A 26,381-nucleotide genomic window follows, 5' to 3' on the forward strand; every position below is an offset into this window, starting at 1 on the left:
GGGCTACAAGTTGGTATTAATAGATCTGCGAAAAAGGAATGGCTTGTTGGATGTAAAGATTCAGGTCTTTCATAAGATCAACAAACTCTAAATGTTTTAAGCGTTTGCCTTCTGCATCTTTTGTCACACGAATGACAGGTCGAAGTGGTTTGTCTTTATTGGATTCAATTACCATACCCATTCTTAGGTCGGAAAGAACCACACCGGACCCCACAGGAAACATAGAAAGTTTATTTAAAAATAACCTTACCATTTTTAAATCAAAACGGTTCACGTTTTCACTAATCATAATCTTCATCGCTTCATAAGGAAGGATGGCTTGTCTGTAAGGTCTAGGATGGATCATAGCAGCAAATTGGTCTGCTATCATAAATACTTTCGTAAGTTCTTCAATTTGGTTGGCAAGAATCCTTTGTGGGTATCCAGAACCATCCACTGCCTCATGGTGTTGTAAGGCGACAATGGCAAGAGAGTTTTTCAACTTCAATCTTTGCGTTAGAATTTGGTAACCAGTCACTGGATGGCGTTTGATGGTTTTAAGATCCAGTTCCGATAGGGCTCCTTTTTTTTCCGAAACTTCTTCAGGAACTGTTACCATTCCTATATCAGCGAAAAGAGAAGCAAGAGCCAAATCAATGAGTTTCGGTCGTGAAAATTCTAAAAAGTTCCCAAGCATAACCGAAAAAAATGTCGCATAACATATATGAGTGTATAAATAATACCCTGAATGGGAATGAGATAAAAGTAAAATGGGAATTTGTGCATTTGCCTTGGTATGATCGGCGATTCGTTCTGCAATTTCCCGGAACTCTCTAATTTCCGTATAACGGCCCTCAGATGCAGAGCGATATGTTTTTTGCACCAAATCAAAACAGTCTTTAAAAACAGCATTAAACTCAACCTTGGTGGTATTTGCTTTTTCTAAAAGATACTTATAGCGTGTTGAGTTTTCATCATCCTGATAGAATGGTAGGTTGGTATCGAAATATCCAGGTCCTTGACCAGGAGTAGTTTTGTCCTGCCCATCCGGCATTACCTTTTCTCCATCTGTCAGAACAAAGGTGATTCCAAATTGAACGAGCCGATCTAAGTCTTGTTGTGTGATGGGTTGGTCAGCTCCTACAAAAACAGTGTCTTTGTCCAAGTAGATTGACTTAGTAAACTTCGAACCAGGTTCTAAGTCACGTATGGAAATTTTCCGCATAATTGCGTAAATCCTAGTAAGAAGCGTAGAAACTTCAATTGTTTTTCTTTTGTCTCTCTAAAACAAGGATTCGAAACACTGCAGCCACAACTTCATACAATTCTCTCGGAATTTCTTTCCCATTGGGGAGATGATCTAAGGTTTGCACCATCACTTCGTCACGTATGACAAGAACACCCGACTCTTTGGCAACGCGAATCAAAGTATCAGCAAGTCTACCTTCCGCTTTCGCAACAAGTTTTGGAGCTGAATGAATATCTGGATTGTATGCAAGGGCTGCCATTTTTTGTTTCATCTGTAATCTCCGTTAAAGGATTCGTCTGACCAGGTTTCGATTTGAACTGATTGGATTTGAGGGAAGTCCCGAACAAGGCCAGCCAGCGATATGGAGAAATTTTCTCCTTGTATCGACTGTTCCGTGGTAATTTCGACAAGGATTGGTTTCTCTTTTTCAGGATCATAATGAAACTGGATTCCCATTGCCCCTGTTTCTTTCGACTCCCAAAATACATAGAGAACCAAACCTTTGTTCTTCGGTTCTACTACCATTTGCAATGATTCTTTTTGATCGGGAAAAATGAAGGACAGTAAATCTGAAAATCTAGATTCTCCTAATAGATAGGTCCAGATAGGTTTTAGATCTTTTGTCTCCGTTGTTTTCGAACTCGATTGGTGGTCTATCCAAGTGGCCCAACGGGCAAGTTCCTTAGGTTTCGAATGAATGACCTGGACTTCTTTCTCTCCCAAAGAGGTAGTTACTTTCGAATGGAAACTCTGGAAACGAAGTTTGGATTGATCTATATTTAGTTTTGGATCTTTGTGATTTGCCGGTAGTGAATTAAGTAATCTTTTTTTCCCTCGTTGGTCAAAAGCCTCAGCGACTCCCCATTTCTCAAAAAAATCAATGGAAGGTTGTTTTACAAATTTAGAAAAGAGAAGGTTCACTCCCTTCTCGTCGGAGAAATTTACAAAAACTCAACCTGTGGATGGGAGAAATTCCTAGTTTCAGAAGGGCATCTCTGTGTTCTTCCGTTCCATATCCTTTATGTTTGGCAAACCCATACCCCGGGTATTTTATATCCATCCGTTCCATATATTCATCTCTGTAAGTTTTGGCAAGGATGGAGGCTGCAGAAATGGAAGGAATTAAATCATCCCCTTTGGGTAGTGAAAAATATCCTTCGATCGGTTTGGAAATTTTTAATTTATAATTTCCATCGGCCAAAAGGAAGAGTTTTTTTTCAGGTGTTTCTTTCTCAGATAAATCTTTTTGATTCTTATCGGAAGGATGATTGGGTTTGTTTTCTAAAACCGATCTTTGGCTTGGCAATGACCGGTTCATCCCATAAAAAATCGCTTGGTTGATATTGAATCGATCGATGAAAGCAGCACTGACAAACGTGACTCGGAAATAAGATACGTGTTTTATGATTTCCTTTCGGAGCTCAAATCGTTTGCGTTCGGGAATCTTTTTGGAATCGCGAAGTCCTTTTAGAATTTCTCCATTTCGGATTCTTTCTAATGTCTTCAGTTCAAAGGAGACACAACCGATAGAAACAGGTCCGGCTAGAGTGCCTCGACCTGCTTCATCTAGTGAATAACAGATTAAATTGGGAATTTGAAATTCAGGAAAGAACGGCCGAGTGACGACCGTTTCAAGAGAGATTATGCGCTAGGTGCTTCCGCAGCTTTTGCTTGTGCAAGAGCGGCTTTAGAAGCCTCGTCCTGTCTCTTTTTATCCTTAGCCACGATCGCTTGACCGCCTTTTCTTTCTTTAATTCGACCCGCTTTACCTTTTTTATCACGAAGATAGAAAAGTTTCGCACGTCGAACCGTTCCTTTACGAACGAGTTCAATCTTTGCAATGCGTGGGCTATGAAGTGGGAAAATTCTTTCCACTCCGATATCATAAGATACGCGTCTTACAGTAAACGTTTTGCTTTGTGATTTGTTAGCAATAGAGATTACGATGCCTTCGTAAACCTGAACCCGCTCTTTACCAGATTCAACGATTTTGTAGTGAACTTTTACAGTATCACCAATTTCGAAATTAAGTTCGTTCTTTGCTTCGCCTGCGAGTGCTGTTTCTAGAATCTGATTCATGGCTTCCTCTAAGAATGATTTCTTGTTTTGCGGTTTTTTTGCCGCCATTTCCGGATCTCTTCATGATGGCCACCTATGAGCACATCAGGAACAGTCCAACCCATAAAATCATAGGGTTTTGTATACTGGGGGTATTCTAATTCTTCTGTTTCGTTGTGCGACTCTTCGAGAAGGCTTTCTTCTTTTCCTAAAAAACCCGGAACAAACCGAGAAAGGCAATCCGCAACAACGAGAGCAGCTAAATCCCCCGATGAAATAACATAGTTTCCAATGGCCACTTCCCTGTCAATTAAATGCTCTGTGACACGATGGTCGACCCCTTCGTAGTAACCTGAAATAAAGGTTAAGGTCTCGGAAGACTCATAAATCTCCCGAGCCAAAGTTTGGTTGAATAGTTCTCCCGAAGGGCTAAGCAGGATGACTTTCCCTTTGTTTTCCCCTAGGGATTCCAATGCTCGATAAATAGGTCCTACTTGCAAAAGCATTCCAGGTCCACCACCGTAGATGGTGTCGTCGACCTTTTGGTGTTTGTTGTCAGCAAAGTCTCGCAGGTGGACGGTGTTTATTTCCACAACCCCTTGTTTGACGGCCTTACCAGGAATCCCGGTTTCGAAATAGGAAGTGATTTTTTCTGGAAAAAGGGTAATGAAATTAAACTTCAAACCACTGCTCCCAGTGAATGATCTCAATGGTTTTCGATTCTAAGTTCCAATCTCCCACGAATAGATTAAGAAAAGGAATGAGGACAGTTTCCCCTTCGCCGGCCGTTGGTTTCAGTTCCAAGATGGGATGGGCTGGGTTGTCGATCACTTGCGTGACAATGTATGCAAGTGGAGCATTGGTTTCTTTGGATAGGGCAAGAAGTCCTACCAAATCCTCTGTATAAATTTCGCCATCTTTCGGTTGGGGAAGTTCTTCCCTTTTCCATAACAAAGAAAAACCCCGGTATTTGACTACAGTCTCTGGTGTCTCATACCCTTTCAATTTCAAAAGGAAATGGTTTCCGTTCTGTTTGATTTCTTCAATATGAATGCTGGTCTGATTTCCACGAGGATCTTCTACAATGCAAGATAACGGGGCTTTGGCGGAAAGGAGGGTGTCACCTTCTGTAAACAGTTTGATGAACCCTTTGATTCCATGTGAGGATCCGATGACCCCCACTTTCACTAAACTTGGTTTAGTCGACAATTTCTAAAGTATAGTTTTTGCCTTGTTTGGTTCCGGCTGCTTGTAATACAGTACGCAAAGATTTTGCAATCCTTCCGTTTTTTCCGATCACCTTACCTAGGTCTTTTGCTGCCACCCGAAGTTCGATCACTGTTTCTTCCTCTCCGGGTACTTGGTTGACAGCCACTTGTTCTGGTTGGTCAACGAGAGATGTAACGATATAACGAACTAAGGATTCCATGTATCAATTAACCTTTGAATTTTGACCAAACGTCGTCTTTTTTCAAAAGAGCAAGAACTGTATCAGTAGGTTGAGCCCCTTTCTTTAACCAAGAAAGTGTTTTTTCTTCATTGAAAGTCGCTTTTTTCACAGACGAAGTAGATGGGTGAAAGTGACCAATCGCTTCAATGAACTTTCCGTCACGTGGAGCACGGATGTCAGCTGCTACGATGCGATAGTGCGGGTCTGCTTTTGTTCCCGTTCTTTGTAATCTTAATTTAACCAAGGAAAAATACCCCTTTTATAGCGAGTTTTTTGAATCGCGACGATCTGTCAAGAGCGAGTTCTTGCACTTGCAGCGAGTTCCTTTAATTTTTTGCCCTGTGCATTGGGATCCCCTGTTTTGTAGAGACCTGATCCCACAACCGTGATGTCCACACCGAGTTTTGCCAGTTCTTCCATATTGGATTCGTTCACTCCCCCATCTACTTCCAACTCAATATTGTAAGGTTTCGTGAGTTTACGAACAGCAGCAATTTTTTCAAATCCTGATTTTACAAAGGACTGCCCATAAAATCCAGGATCCACAGTCATAAGAAGTACAAGGTCCAAATAAGGAAGGATTTGAGAGATTGATTCTGGAGGTGTTTGCGGATTGAGAGAAACTCCCACTTTGATTCCTGCTTTTCGGATCTCTTCTGCCAACCGAACAGAGAAGTTGGTAGTTTCAATATGAAACGTAATACAATAAGGCTTTAAGTCAAAGTATTTGGGAACATGAAGTTCTGGATTACTCACCATCAAATGCACATCGAGTGGGATTTGGGTATGAGACTTCACTTCTTTGGTAAAGGCTTCCCCAAAGGAAATTTGTGGGACAAAGTTTCCATCCATCACATCAATATGGATGAGATCTATATTTTCTTGTTTGTAAGTGGGAAGCTCCGTAGCGAGTCCCGTGAGTTTTGCCGCTAAGATAGAAGCTGAAATTTTCATCTTAATAAGTTCCTTTTAATTTCCAAACCTTAGCCACACCCGTTTCTTTACCGAAAAGAGTTAGCTTTACATTTCCCGAGCGGTGGATGAGAAAACGAATTGGTTCATCTTCTTTTAGGGTTTGGTTTGTGAGTATTTCCTTTTCGATTTCAGTGTCTTCGCCAGGTTTTGTATAACTCACCTTAGCCGAATAGAGATCATCATCGTCTACTTCATATTCAAGGAATTCGTAATCCTGGACAAGTGACTCAGAAGGTTTTAAAAAGAAAGCTCCGACTTCGGCCCCTGTGGGTTTTAATTCAAATGAAGAAACAAGACCATGGGATTCACGAAACTCTGGTTTGGTGGCTTCTTTTAAACGATAGGGGATCTTTTTTCTTTGTAAATAGTCGACAACAAAGGGAACTGGGGATCCAACAAACTTAAGTGAATCAGTCGGTTCATTTGCCGATTGGTTGGATTTTTTTTCTGTGTTTGCTTCTGTTACGAGTAAATAGATTTTTTCTCCAGAATGTGTTTCTTTTCCAGGAGCAGGGATTTGGTCAATGACAGTGTCTGCAGGTTCATCTCCCACCGCCGGCACATAGGTGATTCCACCAATTTGCAACGGAACGTAAACTTCCCCGGACAATACTTTTTCTAAAATTCCTCTGGCACGTTTTAAATCCTGTCCTTTGACATCAGGGATTGTGACTCGATCAAATCCAATATTGACAGTTAGATAAAGTTTAGAACCGGCTTCTACTTCCTTACCTGGATCAATGGATTGAGAGAGAATGATTCCATCTGTTTTTTCCGGAATGCGTTGTGTTTCCAATCGGACTTTGAGTTGGAGTCTTTGGAGTTCGTTATGAACCTCAATGTAATTTTTTCCAATTACATAAGGCATCATTACTTTTTGTTCTTCTTTGGTCCGAACGACAACCACGAGGAAGGCAGCGACAAAAAAAACAAGGAGTCCTAAACCTACAAATAAAACATAACCACTGTAAGGTAGAATTTTTAGAAACTTTTCTTTCACGTAAATGATTCTCCGGCTAAAACCCGCGCCCCATGGAAAAACTCAAAACCTTTCATGGGTTTTTTACCTTCGGGTTGTAAGGTATCTATACCAAGCAGGTTTCCGTCTCCACAGAGGCAGAAAAGCCTTTTTTTCTGGTATAGGAAAAAGGAACCAGGCCTCCCTTCTGGTGGCCTCGGGACCTGCACTTCCGATTCATCAGGGAGGTAGGAAGACACAAGAATGAGTTTTTTACCCCGAAACTCTGTTGTTGCCAAAGGATCAGGATAGAGAGCCCGAATCCGGTTGTGGATGCTCGTTGCAGGTTCTGTCCAGAGAACGGGTCTATCGGCAGCCGTTATCTTTTTGCAATGGGTGGCTTCGTTTCCATTTTGCGGTTGGGACTTCCACTGGGTTTTCGTAGACTCTAATTCCTTTAGGAGGCGGATGAGCTCCAAGGCCCCTTCTCTCGTAATCGATTCCAAAAGAGAGGCAGTTGTCTCTTCTGCACCCACTTTCCAAGACTTCTGAGAGATGATGTCCCCAGAATCCACTTCCTTAGCTAAATACTGGATTGTGAATCCAGAACTTTCCTCACCGCTCAAAAGAAAACTTTGGACGGGGGATGCGCCACGGTATTTGGGAAGAAGGCTTCCATGTAAGTTGATGCTGCCAAATTTTGGGTCTTGGAATACTACTTCAGGAACAATGGATCCGTAGGCGTATACAATATGCACAGGCGAACCATAGGAAAGGATTTGTTTTTGGGCTACTTCATCGGTTCTCAGTTTTGGCGATTGGATGATAGGGATTCCTTTTTCCAGAGCCAAATCCTTGACCGGTGTTGGTGTGATGATTTGTTTTCGTCCCACGGGTTTGTCAATATTCGTGACTACAAAATCTACCTGAATTCCCGCTGCCAGTAAGAGGGATAATAATTCTTTTGAGTGTTCGGGGGATCCAAAATATCCAATCGAAAGTTTCATATTCAATTTCCTATTAAACTAGTTCCAGAGGATCCAAATCATATTCTATATAACATTTGGAATCGACTTTAAATTTTTCTTTAGTATCACGCAATAGATTTCGTAAGGTAGTGATCGATTTTGATTTTAACAAAATATGGTATCTATAATTATTATCTATTTTGTAAAAAGGACATTGGCTTGGTCCAAGAATTACAACGGATTCGTCGATTCCTTCTTTTAATAAATCTGAATATAAAACAGATTGTTTTCCGGCAATGTCTTCATATTTGGAACGGAAAACAAGTCTCGCCAAACGAGAGAAAGGTGGATAAAACAAATCCCTTCTAAAGTTTAGTTCCCATTCAAAAAATGCAGGATAATTTTGTTCCATGGCCATCTTGAGTACAGGATGTTCAGGATCATTGGATTGGATGAGAACTTCCCCTCGTTTTTCTCCCCTTCCCGCCCGACCCGCAACTTGGGAAATGAGAGAATAAGTTCTTTCGCTACTTCGAAAATCCGGAACTCCCAGGCCATGGTTTGCGTTGAGAATTCCGACAAGGGTGACATTCGCATAATCCAATCCTTTAGCGATCATTTGTGTTCCCGTAAGGATGTCTAAATTTCCTTCACCTAACTTCTCTAAGACATCCCGAGTCACTTCTTTATTTTTAGAACTATCTTGGTCCAATCTTTCAATCCTGGCTTTTGGAAAATGAGAAAGTAAATATTCTTCTAATTTTTGTGTTCCTGCACCAAAAAGGTCCAAGTCTTCTCCATGAATGGATTTCAGACTTTGTAAGCTGGATTTATAACCACAGAGGTGGCATCTGACTGTTTTATCGGAATGATAACAAAGAGTTGCTGTGCATTTCGGACAATGTATGAATTCTTTTGTCGTTGTGGAATAAATGAAAGGATTGTATCCGCGCCGATTTAAAAGAATGATGGTTTGTTCTTCTTTTTTCAATCGGTCGGCAATTTTAAACTGTAAGTCTCCTGAAAGAAGGTCACTGTCTTCCTTTTTATCTGTAATTTCCACAGTAGGAAGAGAAGCGTATGGATTGGCTCTTTCTTTTAATTCTGAATACCCAATTTGTCCCGATTTCGCTAGGTAATAGATTTCCACACTGGGAGTCGCAGAACCTAACAAGAGTTTTCCGCCAGTTTTGGAAATTCTTTGTAAGGCTACTTGGCGGACATGGTATCTGGGAGAGCCATGTTCTTTGTAAGAGGCATCATGTTCCTCATCTAAAATAATAAGAGATAGATCGGACAAGGGAGCAAATACAGCAGAACGAGTTCCAATACAAATTCTTTTTTTTCCATCCTTCAAATCTAAATAGTTTTGGAATTTTTCTGAGGTACGCAAATGCGAATGGAGAACTGCGACTTGTCCGGGAAAAATACGTTCTATCCTTGCAATGGTTGGATACGTTAAAGAAATCTCAGGTACAAGAAAAACCACTGACCCTTTAGGTTTACGTAAAATTTCTGCCATCAGGTGCATATAAACTTCTGTTTTTCCACTTCCTGTAATCCCATACAATAAATGAGTAAGAGATTTGGTACCAGATTTAATTTCATCTAGGGCTTTTGACTGGGACTCATTTAACGGGTGTAAAAGTTCCGAATGGATTTGTACTGGTGTCCCGTTTTCTTTTTTTCTTTTTTTCCCTTTCGGAACCATAAGAAACAAAGCTTCCCCTAGAGAAGACAAGTAAGTATCTGCCATCCATTCTGCTAAATATAATTGTTCTTCAGTGAGAACTGGTTCCGAATCAATGGCCTTTAGAATGGACAAGGTTTCATAATTTGGTTCATTCGAATGAATTTCAGTAACCACTCCCTCCCATTCCTTACCATTGAGGGGAACGATGACTCGAACTCCCCTTTGTAAACTCTTGATCTCATCCGGGATTTCATAGGTGAGAGTTTTACTTTCCCAGGAAAGATTTAAAGCAACTTCCGCGTATTGGATCATACTAGAGATATGGTTTGAGTAACGATAAGTGAGAGATAAAACTATCTTCTAATTCTTGTTTCTCTTTTCCATATTGAAATAGATTGGATTCAGAATCTGTTTTTTTAGCCTTTTCTCCAAGAAAAACGAGGGCTTCGGGTGATCTTGTAGTGACAATGGGAATGGAATGTCCTGATAAATCCCATTGGATTTGTTTACCAAGAAGTTCTTTTGCCTTATCTGCTCCAAACAATAATTTGGCGGAAGATCCAAGAATCACAATCATTTTAATTCCATATTCCTCAACCGTTTCCTTAACATGGAATTTACAATTTTCCACTCGAGTGGACCAGTCAGCTTCCTTTGATTCCGTATGCGAAAATGTACAGGCGGGATATTCTTGGTAATAAAACTCTTCAAAGGAAAACCCAAACACTTTTTGCACAAGTTCCCCCCAACTAATTTCTGTTAATTTGTCTTTGAAAATTTGGTTAGGTTTTGTTTTGGTAAATGGTTTTTCTTTAGGGTTAGTAGCCCCTGTATAGTGAAGAACAAGAACAGGTTTTCTTCCTTTGTGTAAAAATTGACGCACTCCGCTCAGTTTTCCTTGGCATAAAGTACAAGAAAAATTCACTAAATCCTTATTTTTCCTTTGGCTTTCCTTTTGTTGTTTCTTTTGCATTTCCAAAGATTCGGGAACTTTTGATTTCCAAGGAAAAACAAAATCATTGGGATCTTGTTCTTCTTGAAACCTATAGATAGAAACAGATTTGTTTTGAATTAAAAATTTTGCCTCAGAGAGAATGTCAGTAAACCTTTCTAAAATTGATTTTTGATCCATACTAACCTTCGTTCAATTGTTCCACGGAAATATTTAAGGAACGTAATTTTCTGTATAAATGTGTGCGTTCAATTCCTAAAGCTTTGGAAGTCCGAGTCACATTCCCTTCGCAAATTTGTAATGTTTTAATAATGTATTGACGTTCAAACTCTTCTTTCGCATGTTTTAAATCCCCACGCGCTACCATTTCATTGGCTTTTTTAAATCCATGCAAAGCTTCCTTAACATCCTTTGCCCGGATCGTATCCCCTGGAACTAAAATACTAAGCCTTTCTAAAATATTTCCAAGTTCCCTTACATTTCCAGGCCAAAAATGTGATGTAAGTGTATCAAGTCCTTCCCTATCAATGGTTTTTAGAGAAAGATTGTTCTCAGTAATGGATTTTTTTAAATAGTATTCGGCAAGGAGAGGAATGTCCTGGTTTCTCTCTCGAAGAGGTGGTAATTCCATAGGAATGACACTTAAAGCATAATATAAGTCTTCTCGAAACCGACCTTCACGGATGGCTTCTTCTATATTGGAATTGGTAGCGGCAATGATTCTCACATCGACTGCAATTGAATCTTTTCCACCGACTCTGTCCAATTTTTGTTCTAAAATTGCTTTTAAAACTTTTGATTGTAAGGCGGGAGTTAAATCACAAACCTCATCTAAAAATAAAGTTCCATTTTGTGCGGATTCCCAGCTCCCGATTTTAATGTCTTTGTTGCCATCATTTCCTACCGACTCAAAACCAAATAACTCTTGTTCTAAGGTATCTTCAGGAACCGATGCACAGTTAAACTCAATATAAGGTTCATTTTTACGTTTGGAGTTTTGATGGATGGCCCTCGCCGTTAATTCCTTACCGGTTCCGTTTTCACCAAAAATAAATACACGAGCATTGGTCTGTGCCGCCTGGAAAATCGCAAACTTCACTCTTTGAATGGAAGAAGATTCTCCCAAAATTTCATCCACTTCCAATTGAAATTCTGGAATTTCCGTATCCTTTGTTTTTTCTAAAGCAGATTCGATTGTTTGGATTACTTTTTCAATCGATAGTGGTTTTTCTAAAAAATCAACGGCTCCTTTTTTGGTAGCATTCACTGCAAGTTCGATGGTTCCATGTCCAGAAATCATTACAATTGGCAACCCTGGATAAAGTTTTTTACACTCATCCAAAATGGTTAGTCCGTCTTCTTTTCCCACCCATACATCTAATAAAACAAGGGAAGGCCTCTCCTTTGCTAAAGCTTTGAGTAAAGCCTTTCCATTCGCAAAATCTTCTACCGAATAATCTTCATCTTCCAAAATCACACGTAACGATTTTCGAATTTCAGTTTCATCATCTAAAATATATATCATTTTCTGCATTAGTGACTATCCAAAGGAAGTTCAATTCTAAATTTACAACCACCTAACTTCGAATTTTCTACGGAAATATGGCCATGATGATCAATGATTGTTTTTTGTACGATAGCAAGACCAATCCCAGATCCATGTTTTTCCTTAGTAGAGAAATAAGGTTCAAAGATTTTTTCCCGCCATTCCTGTTTTAAACCAGGTCCAGAATCATCAATTTCTATCACAATAGACTTTCGAAGTGCTTTCTTTTGTAATTTTGACATGATTCGGATTTTCTTCCGTTTGAGGCTTAAGATATCCATTTCTTCTTTGGAATTTTCTGAAGATTGGATCGCCTCAACTGCATTTTTGATTAAGTTATTAATAACACCCAAAAACAGTCGTTTATCGAGAAATACTTCCGGTAAATTTTCGGCCAGTTTCAATTCAAACTCTATGTCTGTTGTATCTTTAAATAGAGCGACAGCTTCTTCCAAAATTGGATTTAAGTTTTGGTTGATAAGGAAGGGCACTGGCATCCGAGCAAATTCACTAAATTCTTTTACTAAATGCTCCAATACGCGCACTTGACCAATGATAGTTTCCGTCGCATCAAAAATGACTGATTCTAAATTTTCTGATTTAGGATTTTGAAATTTACGTTGGATTCGTTGAGCGGAAAGCTGAATCGGTGTTAAAGGATTTTTGATTTCATGAGCCATACGTTGAGCCACTTCTTTCCAAGCGGCAATTCTCTGTGTGTGCATGAGTTCTTCCGATTTTGCATCTAAGTCGCTGACCATTTGGTTGAAACTATCGATGAGAATTCCCATTTCTCCTTCTTCTGTTTTTTCCAATCGAATGTCGGATTCTCCAAGGGAAACTTTTTTGGTTGCATTCGCCAAATTGATGATAGGTCTAGAAATTCTACGAGCAAATAGAAAAGAAAATAAAATTGCGATCAGAAACATTGCAAAAGAAAAAGAGGCTATGGTAATTCGAACACTAAATGGAATTTTCTCTTTCCAAAGACTTACTTTTTCATAGGTAGAGGTAGCATTCACAATATTTTGAACATCTGCCTCCATACCTTGATGAATTCTTTGACCCACATATACTTCTGTTCCATGTTCCAAAGGAAATCGGCAAAGAATATAAGACCGGTCATTTAAGTACAATCGACTGACAAAAATTCCAGGTTGGTTCGATTCTATAAACTCAAGACCCTCAATATTACGAAACAAACCTCTTGATTCGAAACTAAGTTTCCCAGTTTCTGCAAAACCCAAATAATATTCATTCTTTTCAAAGAGTCCATTTTCCACTCCCTTCTGAAAAACGGTATATCCATCTGTTTTTAGTCCATGCAACCTAGATCGCAAAATACTCACCTTTTCAATAAACTCGGCCTCAATTTCTTTTTCTTCATTTTGAATTATCAAATTTGCAGAACGAAGGGCATTGGAAATATCGACACGATAAAAACCTTCAATCAGTCTTCCCGTTAAATTAGAGGAAAGAATAAAAATTGGTAGTGATGGAACAAGTGCCACGAATAAAAAAGCAAGTGTGAGTCTGTAACGAATTGAGCTTCTAATTTTTCCTGTTTCCCGATTTCGTTTATTGCGGTAAACATAACTTAAAATTAAAGATAAGATAAAGAAAGGAATGAGGATAAATACATAAGTATCTAGTTTAGAGAAAAAGGATATGTCTTCCTCTTGTCTAAAAAAAACTAATTCAGAAAAACCAACGGAAACTGCTAGGGTAAGAAAAAAGATGAAAATATCACGTAAATAGTATCTGTTTTCATCAGACAACCGAGGCAGAATCTTAAAAAATCTAAGTGGCATTGATTTCAAAATTTCGCCCAACCAAAACTTCTAAAGCAAGAAGTGCCTCCTCTTCTCGTTTACCATCCGCTTTTACAGAAAAAACTGAGCCAGGACCTAACGCTAACATCATAAGGCCCATAATCGATTTCCCATTCACTTCTATGTCATCTTTGACTACAAAAATTTCACATGGGAAACTCGCAGCCACCTTAACAAATAATGAGGCTGGTCTTGCATGAAGTCCACTACTGTCTTCTCTAATCTTTAATTGGATTTGTTTCAATGGAACTCTGTTGTATGTAGGTATTTAGTTTATTCGAAAATTCTTTTGCGCTATTTTTACCCATTTTACGCAAACGTTGGTTCATCGCCGCTGTTTCTACAATGATGGGAATATTCCTTCCTGGTTTGACTGGAATTTCAATATAGGGAACGGAAACTCCAAGAATTTCTTCCATACTTTGTTCGATTCCTGTCCTTTCATACTCGCCAGAAGTTTGTTCTTCCCATTCTTTTAAATTGATTATCAGTTCAATAAGTTTGTGATCTCGAACAGAACCAACACCAAATAAATCTTTGATGTTTAAAATCCCGAGTCCTCTAATTTCCATATGATGACGAAGTAAATCAGAACAAGAACCAATCAAATAACTTTCGCTTAGACGACGAATCTCAACCATATCATCTGCCACAAGCCTGTGACCACGTTCAATCAGTTCAAGTGCCGTCTCACTCTTTCCAACACCGGAGCGTCCAGTCAGTAAAGTTCCAATTCCAAAAACTTCAATGAGAACCCCATGGCGCATGGTTCGCGGAGCCAGTGCTCTATCTAAAATTTGCGAGATAAGAGTGATAAAACGATGTGTAGCAATTTCAGTTTTAAAAAGAGGAATTCCTTTGGATTTTGCTCTTTCGACAAAAGGAATTTGTGGTTCATTGCCATGGGTATAAATAATACAATTTAAATGGAATTCGAAAAATTTCTCTGTAATTTCGTGAAGTTTATCTTCTGAAAGAGAATTGAGATAAGCCCATTCCCCTTTGCCTAAAATCTGAATACGATCATTCGCAAAAAAATCAAAAAAACCGGTAAGGGAGAGTCCCGGTCGATTGATTTCTGCGTTGTTGATGCGGTTTGTTAGACCGGCTTCTCCGGTGATCAAAACTAATTGTAGATCTTCGTGATCTCTTAAAATCGTGTCAACAGTGATCCCAGGAACTGGCATTGGTTTACCCCTTTAGAGAACTGATCCGTTTCCTCTCGTTAGAAGGAAGGATTCTTAAGACCTTTCTATACTTTGCAACTGTCCGACGGGCAATTTCAATTCCTTTTTTCTCCATTAGTTCAACGATGTCTTGGTCTGATAAAGGATTGTTCTCATCTTCGTCTTTCACCAAATTTCTAATGATTTCATGGATCTTTTTGGAGCTTTCTTTTCCACCTTCTGAAGATTTTACCCCGGAAGAAAAAAACCATTTTAACTCAAATATACCCCAAGTAGTTTGAATGTATTTATTTGTTGTTATGCGAGAAATTGTAGACTCATGTAAATTTAATTTCTCAGCTACTTCTTTTAAAGTGAGTGGTTTGATAAATCCAATCCCACCCCGAAAAAAATCTACTTGGAAATCAATAATACAACTCACTACCCGTTGTAAGGTTTGTCTTCTTTGTTGGATGGAACGAATGAGCCACTGGGCTGAGCTGTATTTGGTTTGAAAATATTCTTTCTCTTTGGGCGGGAGTTTGTGATTGAGAAGTTCACGGTATTCTTCTTGGATAGATAATTTTGGCAACCATTCATCGTTTATAAAAATATTAAACTCACTGCCAACTTCTTTCACAACTACATCTGCGACCACATAATCCACTTTGCGACCTTGGTAGGTTGTGGCAGGATATGGTTCTAATTTTTTTATAAGTCTCGCTAAAGTTAAAATTTCTTCTTCTGTGATTTTTAGATTTTTTGCTATTTTTTTATAATCTACTTTTTCTAAATCAGATAAAAACTCACCAATCAACTGGTGCAAAAGTGTATTATCAGGAAAAAGGATTTTCCCTTGAATAAGAAGAGTTTCTTGCATATCCTTCGCACCAATCCCAATGGGATCGAGTTCATTGACTACCTGCAATACTCGCCTAACTTTAGATTCAGAATAACCCATTTCTTTGGAGACAATTGCCAAATCGTCAGTAATAAATCCTTTATCATCAATCATACTGATGAGAACTTCTCCAATTTCAAATTCCAATTTAGTGAGTTTGATGAGTCGAAGTTGGTTTAACAAATGTTCTTCTAAGGTTTCACCACGAGTAGACGATTCGATGTATTTTTGATTTCTGTCACTGGCTTCAGTATCATAAGACCTGGGTCCTTCCAAGGAATAGGAATCTTGCCAATTAACATCTGTACTTTTTTCATGATTTAACTTCTCTAATCGTTTTACTTCATCGATCGAAAAAAGTTCTGGCATTTTGGTTTTTTCATCCACACCGACTTCATCTAAAAGTGGATTTTCCAAAAGTTCGTTTTGTATTTTATCAGAAAGTTCTAATGTAGATAGAGACAAAAGTTCAATGGACTGACGTAAGTCCTGGGTCATCACTAATTTTTGCGTTTGGCGTTGTGAAAGTGAAGCCCCTAGTTTCATTTAAAGTTTAAAATCCTCACCCAAGTATATTCGTCTCGTTTCTGGATCGTTAATTAAATCATCAGCAGTTCCTGATATGAGAATCCGGCCACTATACATGATATAGGCTCTGTCAGTAATTTTCAATGTTTCTCTCACATTATGGTCTGTGATCAAAATCCCAAGTCCTCTGTCCTTTAATGATTGGATTACGTTTTGAATGTCCTTTACCGCAATCGGATCCACACCAGCAAATGGTTCATCTAAAAGAATAAAATCGGGATTGGTCACAAGAGCTCTAGCAATTTCGCAGCGCCTTCTCTCTCCCCCAGAAAGAGTGTATCCTTTTTGGTTAGCCACACGCATAATTTGAAGTTCCATAAGAAGTTCATCGCGACGGCGAATTATTTCATCTCCTGGGAGATTCATAGTTTCCAAAATGGCCTCTAAGTTTTCGGCAACTGTGAGTTTACGAAAGATACTTGCTTCTTGAGCCAAATACCCAACCCCCATTCTTGCCCGAATGTGCATGGGTGCTTTGGTAAGGTCTTCGTTATCAATAAACACATGACCTTCGTCAGGTGTGACAAAGCCCACACTCATATAAAAACTGGTCGTTTTTCCGGCTCCATTGGGACCAAGAAGACCAACAATTTCACCTTTTTGAATATAAAAACTGACCCCATCTACAACCTTACGTTTGTTATAGATTTTTACCAAGTTTTCCATCCGGAATGTTTTTACATCTGGATCAATCTCTCGTTTTATCGTTTGCGTTTTACTTTTTTTCGCCATTCGGTATAACCTTAAGTCCATCAGTTAAGTAGGCTCTGTCCGATTTAGGAAAGAGTATGATCTTTCCTGCAGAAACTTTGGTGTTGTCCTTTACCAGGGTCGGATTCCCCTCTAAAACCAATTCGTCTCGTTTTTCATAATAAGTTGCATATTCACCGGTAGCGGTTGCTGTTTGGGTTTCCACTTGGACATTTCCCCTGGCTACAGTTTCAAACCGCTCATCAAACCGTTCCAAAAAGACAGAGGTCAATTGTCCTCTTTCCTTTAATTCCTTTTTATCCAAAAACACAATCCGAGGGTTTTCCGTTAAATAAGAATAACCTTTTTCTTTATCATACGAAAGTAACCCACCTTCCATTCTATAAGCATTTTCACGATCTAAATAACTTACATTTCCGGTGGCCTTAATATCTTTATTGTTACGACGACTTTCTAAAAGATTAGCCTTAAACTCAGAGCTTTTTTTATACATAAAGGCATCCCCATTCATTGAGGTAATTGTATCTTTTCCCTTATTCTGGTGAGTTAATGTTTTTCCTGTAAATAGGGTCACTACTCGTTCTTTGGTTGTGGTATCTTTTTCTTTATCTTTTTTATTTTCGTATGATACTTGATAGATGGTTGCATCACCATCCAATTGAATACTTCCTTCTTTGACAAAGTAGGAAAGTGTTCTTCCAATTAAAAAACGATTTTCGGAAAACAAAAATGGTTCCCCTGCAAGGTCAATCCGATCTTCTTTTTCGGAAAATACCGCATCTTCGCCAAACACCTGAAATTCGTCAGATGTCACAACAACCTTACCTGCTAAAGTGGTTTTTGCTTCTTCTAAATACCGAACGATGGATTGGCATTGGATTTTAACTACCTTGCCATCTTTTTTTTGGGTAAGAACTGGATGGTTTTCCAAACTCACGGTACCACCCATTTTATTATAAATTCCTTTTGTCGCTGTTAGAGTGACTCCGTTTTGGAAGTCCTCAACAACCACTTGACCCTTTAAATTCCCAATCAATGCATCTTCACCAATGATTTCAATTTCTCGGGCACTAAGTTTGATGGTTTTATGCATAATATAAGCACCACCACCTAAAATAAATACCTTCATTGGAATTCCATTGATGGTTCTTTCTTCTTGGGTCAGGCTACTTCCTCCCCATAGGACAGGAATTTTATCTTTATTTTCCTTTTTTTTATTCTCGATAAAGATGGGATTTTCTTTTTTTAATAAATCTTCTGATCCATATAACACAGGAATAGGCGATGGATTTGCTTGTAGGAAAGAAACAGTAAAAAACAGCATTAGAATTTGTTTTTTCATTGTTTTTCCTTCAAGGGGTTACTACCGCCCACAGTCACGGCCTTTGGTTGGATGATTGTGAATTTGTTCAAACTTTTATCAGCACGAAGCCCTTTCCCACGAATTGTGGTTCCATCAGAATACACGAGAACATCGTCTTCCGAGGATAAGGTCTTTTCATCCAAATTGTATGTTAAAGATTCTGACTCGATGAATTTACCATCATTTGTTTTTAACCTAACTTTTCCGCTAAGAACTACCGTTTTCGTTGAGTGATTGATCTCACCACGGTCACCTGTCATTGCGGAAGTCACATTTCCTTTTTCATATTGTTTGAATTCAAAACCATATACAATCGTTTTGTTATCTTTGGGAAATATGTAAGATTCGTCCCCTTTTAGTTTCCACTCCAATTCCCCTGATTCTTTGTAAGATGTTCGGGAGAAATTACGCATGGAGACCATGGAACCAGATTCTTTTTCCACTTCAATGCGTAGGTATTCTTTATCTTTACAATGGACCATTGCCAAAACAAAGAATAGATTTAAGACCCTTCGCATCATATAGGGTAATCTTAATCCTCTAAAAATTTGGTTTTTACCAAACGATCCAATTCTAAAAGTTGTGTTAAAAGACCTTTTGCCTTTGCTAAAGGGAATTGTGTTGTAGCATCAGAAAGGGCCTTTTCTGGATCAGGATGTACTTCCATAAAAAGTCCCTCTACACCAACTGAAACCGCACCACGCATCATATGAGGAATGAACTCGCGAAGTCCACCCGTGATATTCCCTGCTGCACCGGGAAGTTGTGCAGAATGGGTTCCATCAAATACAATTGGAATTCCGTGTTTGTGCATCATAGGAATGCCTCGAAGATCAAAAACAAGGTTTCCATATCCGAAGCTTGCGCCTCGTTCGGTTACCATGTATTTTTCCGATCCTGATTCTTGGATTTTTGTTTTGATATGACGAGTGTCATCTGGAGCCATAAACTGGCCTTTTTTTACATTCACCCATTTGCCAGTTTCCGCTGCTTTTGCAATCAGATCTGTTTGGCGACTAAGAAATGCAGGAATCTGGAAGATATCAACTGTGTCTTTTAGTGGATCCACTTGGATAGTTTCATGGATATCAGTAAGTACAGGAACATTGTATTTATTTTTGATAAAATCTAGAAGTTTCCTTCCTTCTTCCAAACCAGGACCACGATAGGAATTGATAGAGGAGCGGTTTGCTTTATCAAAGGAAGACTTAAAGATATAAACTATCCCTAAATCATCACAAATAGCTTTCATCTCTCCGCAGACTCTGTCGAGTAATTCTTTGTTTTCCATAACACAAGGTCCGGAAATGAGAAAAAAGGGATTACGACCCCCGATTTTTTTACCGAAAAATTCTCTTTCTTCAATTAAATCGTACATATTAATCCTCCGTTTTCTTCGCTAATTTGGATGCTGCTTTGATAAAACCTGCAAACAGTGGATGCGGGTCTGTTGGTTTCGATTGAAATTCTGGATGGAACTGAACTCCGACAAACCATGGGTGGCTAGCCACTTCCACAATCTCCGCCAAACTTCCATCAGGTGAAAATCCAGTTAAATTCATTCCCTTTTTTTCAAAATCATCTTTGTATCTCAAAGTGAATTCAAACCTATGTCTATGTCGTTCCGATATCCGTTCCGCTTTGTATTCGGAATAAGCAAGGCTTCCTTTTTTTACGATACAAGGATAAGCTCCTAGTCGCATAGTACCGCCCATACGTTCAATTTCCTTTTGTTCTTCGATCATAGAAATCACCGGGTAATTTACGTTAGGTTTAAATTCAGTGGAATTGGCATCCTTGAAACCAAGAACGTTTCGTGCAAATTCAATCACCGCACATTGCATTCCTAAACAAATTCCAAAAAAAGGAATTTGTTTGGTTCTTGCATATTGGATGGCTGCAATTTTTCCTTCAATCCCACGTTCCCCAAAACCACCAGGTACTAAAATTCCATGAACGCCTTTTAGATGTTCTTTTACATTTTTGATGTCGATATCTTCCGGATTGATTTTGATTACATTTACTTCTACGTCGTTGGCAATCCCGCCATGCGCCAAAGACTCATATACTGATCGATATGCATCTTGAAGAGAAATGTATTTTCCGATTAACGCTACTTTTACGGTCTTTTTCGTGTTACGAATTTTTTTGACCATAGTTTCCCACTGGGAAAAATTTAGTTTACGAAGATCCATTCCTAATGCATTTAGAACCACTTCATCCAATTTATCTTCCCTGTACATAAGTGGAATTTCATAAATGGAAGTTGTGATATCTACAGCAGAGATTACATTTTGTTCTTTAACGTTACAAAAGAGAGAAATTTTATTTTTCATCTCTTTGGACATGGGTTTATTAATTCTACAAATTAAGATGTCTGGTTGGATTCCGAGTGCCAAAAGTTCTTTTACTGAGTGTTGAGTGGGTTTTGTTTTTGCCTCTCCCGCCGCAGTGATTGTCGGAACAAGAGTTAGATGCAAAAACAAAACTTGGCTTGCCCCATGTTCATATCGCATTTGGCGGATGGCTTCCAAAAAAGGAACCGACTCAATGTCACCTACAGTTCCGCCAATTTCTACAATGACAAAGTCTGTTTCTTGGTCTCGTGTTAGGTTGTAAATTCGACTGCGAATTTCATTGGTAATGTGAGGTACAACTTGTACGGTTCTTCCTAAATAATCACCTTTTCTTTCTCTTTCAATCACAGCGTGATAAATTTGACCCGTGGAAACAGAATTTTTTCTAGAGAATTTTGATTTTGTAAATCGTTCGTAATATCCCAAGTCAAGATCGGTTTCCGCTCCGTCTTCGGTCACATACACTTCCCCATGTTGGTACGGACTCATGGTACCTGGGTCAATGTTGATGTAGGGATCCATTTTTTGTAAAGAGACGGTATAACCTCTGGCTTCTAACAAACAGCCGAGAGCTGCCACAGTGACCCCTTTTCCTAAGGAAGATGAAACGCCACCGGTAATAAATATATATCTGGTCTTGGACAAAATGGACCTCAAAAAAGAATGTTTTTTACAGACTGGCGGGATTTGGGTCCAAAATCAATACGTTTAGGAAGGAGATTTGGCTTTTTCTAAAATCTTAGTTGTCGATTTTCCTAGAACGAAAGGTAAAATTTGAATATCCGCTCCCATCTCTTTTAAAATCTGGTATTCCGGCAGGGTTTCGACTTGGTAGTCTCCTCCTTTGGAATGAACGGAAGGTTTTACTTTTTTAATCATTTCAAGAGGGGTATCTTCTGCGAAGGAGGATACAAAATCCACTGCGGACAAGGCAGCAAGCACAATCATCCGATCCTCACAGGAATTGATTGGTCTTGATTCGCCTTTCAGTCGCCTAACACTTGCATCGGAATTGACTCCAATCCATAAAAGATCCCCCAAATCTCTTGCTTGGGAAAGATAGGTCACATGGCCCGGATGTAAAATATCAAAACAGCCATTGGTAAATACAATTCGTTTCCCTTCCAAATCCTTTCTTTTTGATTCTATCTGGTCAAACGAGATGATTTTAGAGTTGAGATTAGAATAAAAACTCATGATTCTCCTTCTAAGTAACCTAAGGTTTGCAGTGCTTCTTCAATTTCTTTTTGTGTGACTGTAGCGGCACCTAACTTACCTACAACGATTCCAGCACTTACATTGGAAATGAGAGCAGCATCAGCAATGGCCATTCCCGTGGCAACAAAAGCAGTATAGGTAGTAATCACTGTATCTCCAGCACCCGTCACATCAAATACTTCTTTGGCTACTGTAGGAATGTGATAAAAAGAATCTCTTTTTCTTTCATAAATAGACATTCCTTTTTCGCCCCTAGTGATCATCATCGCATCGGGTGTGAGTTTTTCTGAAATCTCTCGACATGCGGTTTCGATTTCAGCATCACTTGTCAGTTTTCGACCCAAAGCTTTTCCGGCTTCGTGGTGGTTTGGAGTCATGATATGAATATTTTTATATAAGAAAAAATGGCTTACTTGCGGGTCAACGGTCACAATTTTATTTTCTCGGTTACAAAGTGCGATGACGGATTGGATGAGAGATGGTGTTAAATATCCTTTGTCGTAGTCGGATAAAATGACAGCCGCGCACTCTTTCAATTTAGATTCAAATTGAATTAAAATATTTTTTTCCTCGTCTTTCGTCAGTGGAACCACTTCTTCCCGATCCACACGGCAAATTTGTTGGTGGGAGGCGATGATTCTTGTTTTTAGAATGGTTGGTAAAGTTTTTGATTTTAATAAAACTAAATCTTCCTTTGCCACCGAATTGGCGACTAAATGTCCTTCTAGAGAATCTCCAGCTTTGTCTAAACCGATTCTCCCAAAAACGACACCCGATACACCAATCGATGAAAGGTTCTGCACTACATTGCCCGATCCACCTAAGGATTGTTTTTCGTTTCGAACCCAAACCACAGGAACCGGTGCTTCAGGAGAAATCCTTTCCACAGAGCCTATCAAATACTCATCTAAAATCAAATCTCCGATCACGAGGATTTTGATTTTTGCCAAATCCTCAAAAGATTTACGAAGTGAAGTTTTCCTGATTTTCAACAAAGCCAGATCCTTGAATTGGTTTACAACTAAACAGAGAATCTAAAACCTTTCTCTGTGTCAACCTTCCCCTTACCTCTCTTTCCCTTGCCAGATGTATTTCTGTTTCCGGGGATGTTTTTGCCACTTCATATCTTTGAACCGAGATATCGGATGATGCTCGATTTTTGTATGGAAAACGGAGGGGAACTAGGAATGGCACCCTATCCTAAAAATTGGATTAGTTCCGGTCTTCCGCCTATCCCAGAAGTGGTGGGTTACGGACACATCATTCAAAAAGAATCCCTACCGGATGGAAGGTCCAATATCATTTTAGAAGGAATTGGAACTGCAGAAATTGTGAGTTTAGATTCCACCGAACCTTTTTATATTGCTCAAATGGTGCGCAGGGAACATGAACGAAATAAAAATGTCACTGATGGTTTAAAAGAAAAAATTGAAGAGTTACTGGTTCTCACCAAACGCATCTTACTGGCTGAAGGTGCCGAAGAAGACCTTATCTTAAAAATGAACCAAATTTTGGTTCATCCTTATCCGGTTGATTTTATTGCTTCACTTATCTACTTCGATTTTAAAACAAAACAAACCATTTTAGAAACTACTCACTTAGAAACCAAAGCAGACCTATTAAAAACAGTCCTCCTTGGTCTTAATTTGAGTGAGTAGAAGTTTTTGTTTTTAATTCAGCCACTAAAAACAAAAATTCCGGCAAGTCCGTTGGATTTTCTCGAAAGAATACCCTTGGATTGGCTTCTTTAGAATTCAAATATAGATAACTTGAATTTTCCTTTCGGATGTATGCCCTGTCCAAATAATGATTGGTTTGGGAATAATGTAAAAAATCTTTCATTAGATCACTAATGGCAACATCACCATCACTTTGTTTGTTGGTAGCTGCAAAAAATACGGAAGTAGTTTCCTTATCTTGTTTTTCCCAATGAAACTCGGTTGCCCAGTGGCCTTTTCCACCAAACTCCGTAAGAGCGGATGTTGCATCTGTAACCAAGTTTGGGATGAAGTCTTTGGATTCCCAAGGAACTCCTTTACCCAAAAAATTCACTTTGGCAAGGTAGGACTTCCAATGTTTGGACAACCCTTGGACTTGGAGTTTTGGCAAAGACAAGGTTTCTCGTAAAAAACCGCGCAAAGTTAGAAATCCAAGAAAACCTAAATGCACTTGAGAAACAGATTGAAAATCCCAGACTTCTTCCTGTTTCAAGTGAGATAAAAACAAGGAATCCATGGCATAAAAGTCCTGGTGTTGGTAGGGGTAAAAAACGCCTGTAGATGAGGAAACTAAAGATCCGTCCGATCGATTCACAATAAGAGTATCGACTGGAGGTGAAAAACAGAAGAGTAAAAACCGCCCGCAGGGACGCGGGCGATCTAGAAATTTAACCTTTCTTAATCAGCAGCATACAAAGATGTGATTTTATCTTTGTATTTTTCTGTAATCAAGTGGCGTTTCATTTTGAATAAGTTTGTCAATTCATCACCCACTTCAAACGGTTTGGTAATGAGGATAAACGGAGTCACTTGTTCAAAAGACTTAAATCCAGTTTTGGTATTGTTTAAGGCTTTGATTTCCTTTTTGTAGAAATCTAACACTTTGGGGTGGTCAATGAGTTTCTGTTTGTCCGTCTCAGAAATTCCATTCTCTTTTGCCCATTCCGTCAATTTATCAAAATCTGGAACGACAAGGGCTCCCAAGTTTTTCTGATCTTGGCCAATGACCATACACTGTGCAATGAATGGAGATTCTGTGAGTTTGTCCTCAATCGGAACCGGCTCTACGTTTTCACCACCAAGAAGAACCACAGTGTCTTTCGCTCGGCCAGTAATGGTCAGGGTCTTTTTGAAATTGAACATTCCAATGTCACCTGTATCCATCCAACCGTCTTTCAGAACTTTTGCAGTGGTTTCCGGATTTTTGTAATATCCTTTCATCACTTGTGGTCCACGGATATGGATCACACCACGAGCACCATACTTACCGGAAATTAATTTTTGGTTGGCATCCACATGAGTGAGAACCTTTCCTAAATCATCCCGAATCTGGACAGAAGTTTCCGGAGTGATTTGACCTACAGATCCTTGGACCAATTTTTTGAAAGTCCTAACAGATATGACCGGTGAAGTTTCCGTCATTCCATACCCTTCTAGTACGTTGATTCCAATATCATTGAAGAAAGCATCTACATGTCGTTGTAAAGCGCCACCACCGGAAACAGAAGCTTTGAGCTCCCCACCAGTTGCTTCTCTAATTTTAGAAAGCACTACTAAATCCAGTAAGAAATAAGGGATCGCAAGGACAATGGCCAAAACCAAATAGTAAAATCCTTTGAAGAGAGAAACGATTGGGTTTCTTCCTACATAATCTACTTGGTTTCCTTTCAAAAACCTTGTGGCAGCATTGAAATGTTTAGAGAAAAAATAGGCCAAATTGAAAAGACCGCGACGGATCGCTGGAGTTTGTTTTGGATCATTGATTCTAGTATAAATTCCGTTATAAATACTTTCCCAAAGTCTTGGAGCAGATGCCATAAACGTAGGTTTTGCCTTTTTCATGTCATCACGAAGGTCACGGACGTTGGTGTAGTATGTAGCACAACCGGCAGCGATGGCTAAGTATTCAAATACTCTTTCGAAAACGTGCCAAACAGGAAGGATAGATAACATCCTTTCATCTTTTTTGATTTCGATCATGCTATTTAGAATTACAGACGTTTGGTGGATCATGTTGCTATGTTTCAACATAACCCCTTTTGGCATCCCTGTAGTTCCTGAAGTGTAAATGATTGTAAAAAGATCATCAGGAGCAATGGCATTCATTCGCTCTTCCGCTTTTTTAGATCCTTTTGCTCTCAGGTCCTTACCTTTTTCAATCAAATCATAAAGTTTGAGGACACCCGTTGCTGTAGATTTTTTATCCATAACAATGAGAGTCTTAGCAAATTCCAATTGTGAGCGATTCTTTTGGAATTTCTCGAGCATTTTATCATTCTCAAGAAAAACCACTTTTGCTTCACAATGATTTAGAATATAAGCAATTTCTGAATCGGTAATATCAGTTCCTCGCGGAACATCTGCTGCACCAGCCATTAGGATTCCATAATCGGAAACAATCCATTCCAATCGGTTATCGGCAAGCAGGGCAACATTCTCTTTCGCGGATACGCCCAAATCAATGAGAGCTTCTGCTAGGTTGATACCAAGATCATATACTTCTTGAAAAGTGACGGGTTTATAGGACTTAGATTCGTCTTTACTAACGAACGCGGGGCGGTTCCCAAATTTTTCAGCACTCTGCTGGAAGAGTTCGGGCAAATTGGCTGGCATTATTCTGACTCCTTTCTCAAAAGAAAACGTAAAAAGGTATCTTTAAGGGACTTTTTTAACGAACATGAGTCAAGACATTTTCAATC

29 protein-coding genes are annotated in these 26,381 nt (G+C 39.1%); 1 reads left to right on the forward strand and 28 read right to left on the reverse strand.

Going from position 1 to position 26,381, the window contains the following annotated elements:
- Positions 1-16: 16 nt before the first annotated feature.
- The 26 genes from LEP1GSC203_RS10910 to rfaE1 form a co-directional block, all read right to left on the reverse strand.
- A complete protein-coding gene (locus LEP1GSC203_RS10910) occupies positions 17-1,204 on the reverse strand; it encodes an HD domain-containing phosphohydrolase (protein WP_002974344.1) in 1,188 nt (395 codons plus the stop codon).
- Positions 1,205-1,238: 34 nt separating this feature from the next.
- On the reverse strand, positions 1,239-1,499 hold the full coding sequence (locus tag LEP1GSC203_RS10915) for an EscU/YscU/HrcU family type III secretion system export apparatus switch protein (protein ID WP_002974219.1): 261 nt from the start codon (positions 1,497-1,499) through the stop codon (positions 1,239-1,241).
- Positions 1,496-2,149 (reverse strand): hypothetical protein, encoded by a 654-nt coding sequence (locus LEP1GSC203_RS19990; RefSeq protein WP_002973603.1) that lies wholly within the window; start codon positions 2,147-2,149, stop codon positions 1,496-1,498. The genes LEP1GSC203_RS10915 and LEP1GSC203_RS19990 overlap by 4 nt, the downstream gene beginning before the upstream one ends.
- On the reverse strand, positions 2,130-2,756 hold the full coding sequence (locus tag LEP1GSC203_RS10925; protein WP_039937760.1) for a ribonuclease HII: 627 nt from the start codon (positions 2,754-2,756) through the stop codon (positions 2,130-2,132). The genes LEP1GSC203_RS19990 and LEP1GSC203_RS10925 overlap by 20 nt, the downstream gene beginning before the upstream one ends.
- Positions 2,757-2,869: 113 nt before the next feature.
- Positions 2,870-3,307: a 50S ribosomal protein L19 gene (gene rplS / locus LEP1GSC203_RS10930; RefSeq protein WP_039937920.1), complete on the reverse strand. Its 438-nt coding sequence runs from the start codon at positions 3,305-3,307 to the stop codon at positions 2,870-2,872.
- 8 nt (positions 3,308-3,315) lie between these two features.
- Positions 3,316-3,969: a tRNA (guanosine(37)-N1)-methyltransferase TrmD gene (trmD, locus tag LEP1GSC203_RS10935; protein WP_002973922.1), complete on the reverse strand. Its 654-nt coding sequence runs from the start codon at positions 3,967-3,969 to the stop codon at positions 3,316-3,318.
- On the reverse strand, positions 3,959-4,495 hold the full coding sequence (gene rimM / locus LEP1GSC203_RS10940) for a ribosome maturation factor RimM (RefSeq protein ID WP_002974271.1): 537 nt from the start codon (positions 4,493-4,495) through the stop codon (positions 3,959-3,961). Before rimM ends, trmD begins: the two co-directional genes overlap by 11 nt.
- Positions 4,485-4,715: a KH domain-containing protein gene (locus tag LEP1GSC203_RS10945; RefSeq protein WP_002974362.1), complete on the reverse strand. Its 231-nt coding sequence runs from the start codon at positions 4,713-4,715 to the stop codon at positions 4,485-4,487. Before LEP1GSC203_RS10945 ends, rimM begins: the two co-directional genes overlap by 11 nt.
- A gap of 7 nt (positions 4,716-4,722) precedes the next feature.
- Positions 4,723-4,980: a 30S ribosomal protein S16 gene (gene rpsP, locus LEP1GSC203_RS10950; RefSeq protein ID WP_002973959.1), complete on the reverse strand. Its 258-nt coding sequence runs from the start codon at positions 4,978-4,980 to the stop codon at positions 4,723-4,725.
- A 47-nt stretch (positions 4,981-5,027) separates the two neighbouring features.
- Positions 5,028-5,690, reverse strand: coding sequence for a ribulose-phosphate 3-epimerase (rpe, locus tag LEP1GSC203_RS10955; protein WP_002974094.1), 663 nt, complete (start codon positions 5,688-5,690; stop codon positions 5,028-5,030).
- Position 5,691: 1 nt separating this feature from the next.
- Positions 5,692-6,711, reverse strand: coding sequence for a PASTA domain-containing protein (locus LEP1GSC203_RS10960; RefSeq protein ID WP_002973744.1), 1,020 nt, complete (start codon positions 6,709-6,711; stop codon positions 5,692-5,694).
- Positions 6,708-7,676 carry a methionyl-tRNA formyltransferase gene (fmt, locus tag LEP1GSC203_RS10965; protein ID WP_002973884.1) on the reverse strand — a complete coding sequence of 323 codons (969 nt, stop codon included), beginning with the start codon at positions 7,674-7,676 and terminating at the stop codon, positions 6,708-6,710. The genes LEP1GSC203_RS10960 and fmt overlap by 4 nt, the downstream gene beginning before the upstream one ends.
- 13 nt (positions 7,677-7,689) lie before the next feature.
- Complete coding sequence (gene priA / locus LEP1GSC203_RS10970; protein WP_002973641.1) at positions 7,690-9,642, reverse strand: replication restart helicase PriA; 1,953 nt, start codon at positions 9,640-9,642, stop codon at positions 7,690-7,692.
- Position 9,643: 1 nt separating this feature from the next.
- Positions 9,644-10,462 carry a hypothetical protein gene (locus tag LEP1GSC203_RS10975; RefSeq protein WP_002973767.1) on the reverse strand — a complete coding sequence of 273 codons (819 nt, stop codon included), beginning with the start codon at positions 10,460-10,462 and terminating at the stop codon, positions 9,644-9,646.
- Between the two features lies 1 nt (position 10,463).
- Positions 10,464-11,816, reverse strand: a complete 1,353-nt coding sequence (locus LEP1GSC203_RS10980; RefSeq protein ID WP_002974390.1) for a sigma-54-dependent transcriptional regulator — start codon at positions 11,814-11,816, stop codon at positions 10,464-10,466.
- Positions 11,816-13,639 carry an LIC_11548 family sensor histidine kinase gene (locus LEP1GSC203_RS10985; protein ID WP_039937761.1) on the reverse strand — a complete coding sequence of 608 codons (1,824 nt, stop codon included), beginning with the start codon at positions 13,637-13,639 and terminating at the stop codon, positions 11,816-11,818. Before LEP1GSC203_RS10985 ends, LEP1GSC203_RS10980 begins: the two co-directional genes overlap by 1 nt.
- Entirely contained in the window at positions 13,629-13,904 is a 276-nt protein-coding gene (locus tag LEP1GSC203_RS10990) for an HPr family phosphocarrier protein (protein ID WP_039937764.1), read from the reverse strand. Before LEP1GSC203_RS10990 ends, LEP1GSC203_RS10985 begins: the two co-directional genes overlap by 11 nt.
- Positions 13,879-14,847 (reverse strand): HPr(Ser) kinase/phosphatase, encoded by a 969-nt coding sequence (gene hprK / locus LEP1GSC203_RS10995; RefSeq protein WP_002973998.1) that lies wholly within the window; start codon positions 14,845-14,847, stop codon positions 13,879-13,881. The genes LEP1GSC203_RS10990 and hprK overlap by 26 nt, the downstream gene beginning before the upstream one ends.
- A gap of 4 nt (positions 14,848-14,851) precedes the next feature.
- Positions 14,852-16,273 carry an RNA polymerase factor sigma-54 gene (gene rpoN, locus LEP1GSC203_RS11000; RefSeq protein ID WP_002973842.1) on the reverse strand — a complete coding sequence of 474 codons (1,422 nt, stop codon included), beginning with the start codon at positions 16,271-16,273 and terminating at the stop codon, positions 14,852-14,854.
- Positions 16,274-16,981: an LPS export ABC transporter ATP-binding protein gene (gene lptB, locus LEP1GSC203_RS11005; RefSeq protein WP_039937924.1), complete on the reverse strand. Its 708-nt coding sequence runs from the start codon at positions 16,979-16,981 to the stop codon at positions 16,274-16,276.
- Positions 16,982-17,030: 49 nt separating this feature from the next.
- Complete coding sequence (locus LEP1GSC203_RS11010; RefSeq protein WP_002973566.1) at positions 17,031-18,368, reverse strand: LptA/OstA family protein; 1,338 nt, start codon at positions 18,366-18,368, stop codon at positions 17,031-17,033.
- Positions 18,365-18,910 (reverse strand): LPS export ABC transporter periplasmic protein LptC, encoded by a 546-nt coding sequence (gene lptC, locus LEP1GSC203_RS11015; protein ID WP_002974406.1) that lies wholly within the window; start codon positions 18,908-18,910, stop codon positions 18,365-18,367. The genes LEP1GSC203_RS11010 and lptC overlap by 4 nt, the downstream gene beginning before the upstream one ends.
- Positions 18,911-18,921: 11 nt before the next feature.
- Positions 18,922-19,767 (reverse strand): 3-deoxy-8-phosphooctulonate synthase, encoded by an 846-nt coding sequence (gene kdsA, locus LEP1GSC203_RS11020; RefSeq protein ID WP_002973608.1) that lies wholly within the window; start codon positions 19,765-19,767, stop codon positions 18,922-18,924.
- A gap of 1 nt (position 19,768) precedes the next feature.
- Positions 19,769-21,391 (reverse strand): CTP synthase, encoded by a 1,623-nt coding sequence (locus LEP1GSC203_RS11025; RefSeq protein WP_039937767.1) that lies wholly within the window; start codon positions 21,389-21,391, stop codon positions 19,769-19,771.
- Between the two features lie 63 nt (positions 21,392-21,454).
- Positions 21,455-21,943, reverse strand: a complete 489-nt coding sequence (rfaE2, locus tag LEP1GSC203_RS19445) for a D-glycero-beta-D-manno-heptose 1-phosphate adenylyltransferase (protein ID WP_002973905.1) — start codon at positions 21,941-21,943, stop codon at positions 21,455-21,457.
- Positions 21,940-22,959 carry a D-glycero-beta-D-manno-heptose-7-phosphate kinase gene (gene rfaE1 / locus LEP1GSC203_RS11035; protein ID WP_408605598.1) on the reverse strand — a complete coding sequence of 340 codons (1,020 nt, stop codon included), beginning with the start codon at positions 22,957-22,959 and terminating at the stop codon, positions 21,940-21,942. Before rfaE1 ends, rfaE2 begins: the two co-directional genes overlap by 4 nt.
- A 111-nt stretch (positions 22,960-23,070) precedes the next feature.
- Here rfaE1 and LEP1GSC203_RS11040 point away from each other — a divergent pair, with 111 nt between their 5' ends.
- Positions 23,071-23,622 (forward strand): LON peptidase substrate-binding domain-containing protein, encoded by a 552-nt coding sequence (locus tag LEP1GSC203_RS11040; RefSeq protein ID WP_232225890.1) that lies wholly within the window; start codon positions 23,071-23,073, stop codon positions 23,620-23,622.
- Here LEP1GSC203_RS11040 and LEP1GSC203_RS11045 read toward each other — a convergent pair.
- Positions 23,606-24,277 carry an LIC11631 family protein gene (locus LEP1GSC203_RS11045; protein ID WP_039937772.1) on the reverse strand — a complete coding sequence of 224 codons (672 nt, stop codon included), beginning with the start codon at positions 24,275-24,277 and terminating at the stop codon, positions 23,606-23,608. The two genes, LEP1GSC203_RS11040 and LEP1GSC203_RS11045, sit on opposite strands and share 17 nt — an antisense overlap.
- 83 nt (positions 24,278-24,360) lie before the next feature.
- The gene (locus tag LEP1GSC203_RS11050; protein ID WP_002973821.1) at positions 24,361-26,295 is read right to left on the reverse strand and encodes an AMP-dependent synthetase/ligase; all 1,935 of its coding nucleotides are present in this window, start codon (positions 26,293-26,295) and stop codon (positions 24,361-24,363) included.
- Between the last annotated feature and the right edge of the window lie 86 nt (positions 26,296-26,381).

This window comes from Leptospira terpstrae serovar Hualin str. LT 11-33 = ATCC 700639, assembly GCF_000332495.1.
Taxonomy (GTDB): domain Bacteria; phylum Spirochaetota; class Leptospiria; order Leptospirales; family Leptospiraceae; genus Leptospira_A; species Leptospira_A terpstrae.

Bases quoted from the DNA above. Each gene is read 5' to 3' on its own strand.
- LEP1GSC203_RS10910 (WP_002974344.1), bottom strand. From the start codon at position 1,204: ATGCGGAAAATTTCCATACGTGACTTAGAACCTGGTTCGAAGTTTACT.
- LEP1GSC203_RS10915 (WP_002974219.1), bottom strand. From the start codon at position 1,499: ATGAAACAAAAAATGGCAGCCCTTGCATACAATCCAGATATTCATTCA.
- rplS (WP_039937920.1), bottom strand. From the start codon at position 3,307: ATGAATCAGATTCTAGAAACAGCACTCGCAGGCGAAGCAAAGAACGAA.
- LEP1GSC203_RS10945 (WP_002974362.1), bottom strand. From the start codon at position 4,715: ATGGAATCCTTAGTTCGTTATATCGTTACATCTCTCGTTGACCAACCA.
- rpe (WP_002974094.1), bottom strand. From the start codon at position 5,690: ATGAAAATTTCAGCTTCTATCTTAGCGGCAAAACTCACGGGACTCGCT.
- fmt (WP_002973884.1), bottom strand. From the start codon at position 7,676: ATGAAACTTTCGATTGGATATTTTGGATCCCCCGAACACTCAAAAGAA.
- priA (WP_002973641.1), bottom strand. From the start codon at position 9,642: ATGATCCAATACGCGGAAGTTGCTTTAAATCTTTCCTGGGAAAGTAAA.
- LEP1GSC203_RS10975 (WP_002973767.1), bottom strand. From the start codon at position 10,462: ATGGATCAAAAATCAATTTTAGAAAGGTTTACTGACATTCTCTCTGAG.
- LEP1GSC203_RS10980 (WP_002974390.1), bottom strand. From the start codon at position 11,816: ATGCAGAAAATGATATATATTTTAGATGATGAAACTGAAATTCGAAAA.
- LEP1GSC203_RS10985 (WP_039937761.1), bottom strand. From the start codon at position 13,639: ATGCCACTTAGATTTTTTAAGATTCTGCCTCGGTTGTCTGATGAAAAC.
- hprK (WP_002973998.1), bottom strand. From the start codon at position 14,847: ATGCCAGTTCCTGGGATCACTGTTGACACGATTTTAAGAGATCACGAA.
- rpoN (WP_002973842.1), bottom strand. From the start codon at position 16,273: ATGAAACTAGGGGCTTCACTTTCACAACGCCAAACGCAAAAATTAGTG.
- lptB (WP_039937924.1), bottom strand. From the start codon at position 16,981: ATGGAAAACTTGGTAAAAATCTATAACAAACGTAAGGTTGTAGATGGG.
- LEP1GSC203_RS11010 (WP_002973566.1), bottom strand. From the start codon at position 18,368: ATGAAAAAACAAATTCTAATGCTGTTTTTTACTGTTTCTTTCCTACAA.
- lptC (WP_002974406.1), bottom strand. From the start codon at position 18,910: ATGATGCGAAGGGTCTTAAATCTATTCTTTGTTTTGGCAATGGTCCAT.
- kdsA (WP_002973608.1), bottom strand. From the start codon at position 19,767: ATGTACGATTTAATTGAAGAAAGAGAATTTTTCGGTAAAAAAATCGGG.
- rfaE2 (WP_002973905.1), bottom strand. From the start codon at position 21,943: ATGAGTTTTTATTCTAATCTCAACTCTAAAATCATCTCGTTTGACCAG.
- LEP1GSC203_RS11040 (WP_232225890.1), top strand. From the start codon at position 23,071: ATGTTTTTGCCACTTCATATCTTTGAACCGAGATATCGGATGATGCTC.
- LEP1GSC203_RS11050 (WP_002973821.1), bottom strand. From the start codon at position 26,295: ATGCCAGCCAATTTGCCCGAACTCTTCCAGCAGAGTGCTGAAAAATTT.